This is a genomic window from Paenibacillus sp. 01L418, assembly GCF_056400045.1.
Window position 1 is genome coordinate 1 of record NZ_JBFTSN010000467.1, and the last position, 4,655, is coordinate 4,655.

Genomic DNA, 4,655 nt, shown 5'->3' on the forward strand with positions numbered 1-4,655 from the left:
GAGTACTATGTAGAGTTGAAAAAAATGTTTTTATTGTAAAATACTCAGGCGAAAAACTAATCGACATTTTGTTTTTAATAAAGAACAAAAACTATGAATTTTTTGCAGTTTATCGTAGAAAAGTCATTGACAAAGGTTTATTTCAGGTGTAATATTCAAATATGTTCTTTATAAAGAACTAAAAACAAATGCCTAATTTTTGAAACAAGTACGTTAATAAAACAAATTCGATGACCACCCGGAGGCCACGATGAGCGCCATCGCAGGAGTTTTTCATACCGGCAAGGAAAGTTTGGCATGGCAGCAGGGCGATGCTTTAATGGAGGCACTTTCTCAGTTTCCATGTAATACAGCTCAAGCTTGGCATGACGATAATATATTTTTAGGTTGTCATAATCAATGGATTACACCTGAGTCGATCAATGAACGTAATCCTTTTTTGGATGATGAACGAGGGCTTGTTATAACTGCAGATGCAATTATTGATAACCGCATAGAATTATTCAACCGACTCGGAGTAGAGCAGCAATTAAGAAGAAATATGACGGATAGCGAGCTAATTTTATTAGCTTATGATAAATGGGGGGATAGAACACCTATTTATTTAGCTGGTGATTACGCCTTCCTAATCTGGGATTGTAGAAGACAAAAGCTGTTTGGTGCTAGAGACTTCTCCGGAGGTCGCACGCTCTATTATCATCGAAATAATGAGCGTGTTGCCTTTTGTACAACAATTGAACCCTTACTTACATTGCTGGGTAAGGAGAGATTGTTAAATGAACAATGGCTTGCTGAGTTTCTGGCTATTTCTGGCATGGTTGACGTTGCGGATGCATCCAAGACGGCTTATCGGAATATTGAGCAGCTCCCTCCATCTCATACGATAACGATAACTGCAGGACGAATTACTCTTGCAAGATATCACCAACTGAGACCAGATGAAGTCGTACGCTTTAAATCAAATGATGAGTATGTTGAGGCATTTCAGGATGTGTTTCAACAAGCTGTTACTTCAAGGCTGCGGACACATCGTAATGTCGGAGCACAGCTTAGCGGCGGTTTGGATTCAGGCTCTATTGTTGGCTTTGCTTCAAAGGCATTGCGACCGCAAAATAAAAGTCTGCACACGTTCAGCTACGTACCTACAAGCGACTTTGTTGATTATACACCCAAATCAATGCTGACTAATGAAAGACCACTTATTGAATCGACTGTTGGGCATGTGGGAGGTATTGAAGAGCACTACCTAGATTTTCAAGGGAGAGATTCTTACTCCGAAATCGACGGGTTTCTAAATATTATGGAAATGCCTTATAAGTTTTTCGAGAATTCTTTCTGGATGAAAGGAATGTTTGAGAAAGCAGAGGAGCAAGGAGTTGGTGTGCTGCTTAATGGTGGCAGAGGCAATTTGTCAATCTCGTGGGGAGATGCCATTCCTTATTACGCCACATTGTTGAAAAAAATGAGATGGATCAAGCTGCTTCGAGAAATGCGTCAGTATAGTCTGAATATCGGTTCTGGTCGTGCTCATGTATTTTCAAATGTAAGCCGTACTGCTTTCCCCTTTATAGATCAATTGCGCCCCATTGGAGAAAATTATCATTATCCTATGATTATTCATCCCGATTTCGCCAAAAGGACCGATGTATTTAATCGGCTTAGTGAATATGGAATTGATGCTTCTGGATGGTTTGCAGCCAAAAATGTGTACGATGAAAGAAGAAGCCATTTTGATGAAGTCTATCATTGGAATGCAGGCAATACGCTTTCGACAAAACTTTCATTAAGACACTCATTATGGAAGCGAGACCCCACTAATGATATACGAGTCATTCGTTTTTGCTTGTCACTACCAGAGGATCAGTACGTTCAGAATGGAATGGATCGAGCCCTGATAAGACGTGCAACTCATAATTTATTGCCCGACAGTGTAAGGTTGAATCAGCGCACAAGAGGAGTGCAGGGAGCGGATTGGGTTCATCGTATGCGTCCCAAATGGCAAGCATTCACAGATGAGCTGAGAAAAATGAGCCAAGATCGAGAATTCATGCAATTTGTTGATTGCAATGTGATCCAATCAGCGCTAGCACAAATTGAGCAAGGTGCTCAATCTAAGCTTGCGCTTGATCCGAATTACAGATTATTGATGCGCAGCCTAATCGTTTATCGCTTTCTTATAAAATTGAATTGAAGGGAGGTGACAAAATGCAAACGAAAAAACAATGGAATAAACCTGAATTAGAGGTCCTTCATGTACATATGACTGCGGCTTCTACTAAAAACGGTCCACTTACTGATGAGGCTTATATACCAGGTAAATGGTCTGAAAACCCACGTTTTACTAGCTAAGGAATTATGTGTGTTATGAAGAAGAAGGTCCTTATACTTAAGTAGTATAAGGACCTTCTAATTATTACTAAGGAAATTGATGGAGTGAGGACCTTGCAGCTGACGGGAACGAAAAAGGTGTATAGTGCGTTTGGACTAACGATCGAGAGCGAAATTCCATTGCCGGAATTGACTCCTATTTTAGGAGACCGTAAGCCAATAGACATAACAATTCTAATCGATAGCTCTTTTACAGAAATGATTGAACTGGAGCCTTATGATTTTGTTGTTGAGAAAAACGTTGTAACAGTAAATATGCCGGACGCGGGAGTTTTTCGGATCCAAAATGGTAATCAGATCATCATATCACCTAATAAAGGTGCAGATGATGATCTGATTAGAATTTATGTTCTCGGTACCTGTATTGGTGCACTGCTATTTCAACGCAGCATGTACCCGTTGCATGGAAGTGCAATTGCCATCAATGGTAAAGCTTATGCATTCGTTGGTCATTCCGGTGCTGGGAAATCGACTTTAGCTTCAGCTTTTATTAGACGGGGTTATTCGCTCTTGAGTGATGATATTATTGCTGTGACACGGGATTCCTTAGATCAAATGCCATTAGTTATCCCAGCTTACCCGCAGCAAAAGCTATGGCAGCAAAGCTTAGACGCATTTGGTGTAAACAACGAAGAACTTCGATCTATTTATGGAAGAGAGAATAAATTTTGTCTTCCAATCGAGGCAGACTTTTGTTCTAATGTATTGCCGCTTGGAGGGATATTCGAGCTTGTAATAACGGAATCAGATCAGGTGTCAATTGTTCCTGTTCATAAACTTGCTCGCCTAGACCTCTTATTTCAACATACATATCGACAATTTTTAGTGCAAAAGCTAGGACTAACGCGGTGGCATTTCACTAAATCTGCCTTACTCGCTGAGGAATTGCCTATTTATCAGGTGCAAAGACCTATCGCAAGGTTTACCGCTCCTGAGCTTGTCGAACTCGTTTTACAAACCATATCTACGGGGGATTAGAAGATGACAAAGAGCCAAGCAATTACGATTCAAACATTAGAGTTACAGCAGCTGATTATGCAAGATAGCAACAATATTGTAAGTGATATGGGCGGAGAAAAGGTGATTTTGAGTATTGAGAATGGTAAATATTATAATTTGGGTGTAATGGGCAGCCAAATATGGAATCTGATTAAACAGCCTGCAACGGTATCAGAAGTAGTTGAAGCTTTACTTCAAGAATTTGATGTTGCTAGAGAAGTGTGTGAAGAGCAAGTGCTTTCTTTTTTGTCTCATCTACTTGAAGAACGACTCGTTTATATAAAAGATTAAATATATGGTGATGTCATGGGGAAGTTGATGAAATTAAAAGCATTGTTTTCATTGGATTTCAAAACACTATTTCTATTAATAGAGGCAACATTATTACTAGGATACGCTCGTATACGGATTCTAATTCAGCCGTTTTCTAAAATCGCTCCTACTCTTGGGCAATACATGAAAGAAACGGAGAGTGATGCTGAAGCAGAGCATAGAAAAACATTAGTGCAAATCCGTTATGYTCTTCAAGTTGCAAGCAGAAATACGCCTTGGGATAGTAAATGTTTAGCTCGAGCAATAGCTGGCATGCAAATGCTGGAGAGACGTAAAATAAGCAGTACACTTTATTTAGGTACAACAAAAGATGAAGCCGGCAAGTTGATTGCTCATGCCTGGCTGCGAAGCGGAGCCCTTTATATTACAGGTTCAGAAGAAATGCATCGATTTACGGTCACCGGTATGTTTGCTAATGTAACCTATTCCTAAAGACGGAAAGTGATGAAGCGATGAATCATCTAATGTATTTTTCCAAAAAGCTGCATGCATACGGAGGCAAGATTCTATACTTGAATCTCATAGGCATGATGCTTGTTGGACTTCTTGATGGCGCGAGCATGCTGTTGCTAGCCCCTTTACTTAGTGTGATTGGAATAGTGAACATTCCACTTGCATCATTACCAGGTTTATCTTTATTAGCTTCGTTACAGGAGCTTCCCAAAGAAAGGGCCTTATTTATTATTTTAACGATATATATTTTGATTGTCGCTCTTCAAGCAGTAATTGGTCKTAATTTAAGCTTAAGAGAAATAAGAATACACACTGGTTTTGTTAATCAAATACGTTTAGAGCTTTATCTAGCGCTGTTGCAAGCGAATTGGGGATTTTTTATAAGAAAAAGGAAAACAGACCTTATTAATTCTCTTACTGGTGAACTTTCACGTGTGACGAATGGTGCTTTTCTATTTTTGCAGATGATAACATCTATAGCC

5 protein-coding genes and 1 pseudogene are annotated in these 4,655 nt (G+C 39.5%); all 6 read left to right on the forward strand.

Going from position 1 to position 4,655, the window contains the following annotated elements:
- Positions 1–250 precede the first annotated feature (250 nt).
- Positions 251–2,191, forward strand: coding sequence for a lasso peptide isopeptide bond-forming cyclase (locus AC1DSE_RS30470; RefSeq protein WP_477511036.1), 1,941 nt, complete (start codon positions 251–253; stop codon positions 2,189–2,191).
- A gap of 14 nt (positions 2,192–2,205) precedes the next feature.
- Positions 2,206–2,349 (forward strand): paeninodin family lasso peptide, encoded by a 144-nt coding sequence (locus tag AC1DSE_RS30475; RefSeq protein ID WP_477511035.1) that lies wholly within the window; start codon positions 2,206–2,208, stop codon positions 2,347–2,349.
- Between the two features lie 84 nt (positions 2,350–2,433).
- Positions 2,434–3,366, forward strand: a complete 933-nt coding sequence (locus tag AC1DSE_RS30480) for an aldolase (RefSeq protein ID WP_477528720.1) — start codon at positions 2,434–2,436, stop codon at positions 3,364–3,366.
- 3 nt (positions 3,367–3,369) lie between these two features.
- On the forward strand, positions 3,370–3,678 hold the full coding sequence (locus tag AC1DSE_RS30485) for a lasso peptide biosynthesis PqqD family chaperone (RefSeq protein WP_477511033.1): 309 nt from the start codon (positions 3,370–3,372) through the stop codon (positions 3,676–3,678).
- 15 nt (positions 3,679–3,693) lie between these two features.
- On the forward strand, positions 3,694–4,152 hold the full coding sequence (locus AC1DSE_RS30490) for a lasso peptide biosynthesis B2 protein (RefSeq protein WP_477528721.1): 459 nt from the start codon (positions 3,694–3,696) through the stop codon (positions 4,150–4,152).
- A gap of 80 nt (positions 4,153–4,232) precedes the next feature.
- Positions 4,233–4,655, forward strand: a pseudogene (locus AC1DSE_RS30495) (ABC transporter ATP-binding protein); the annotation flags it as partial.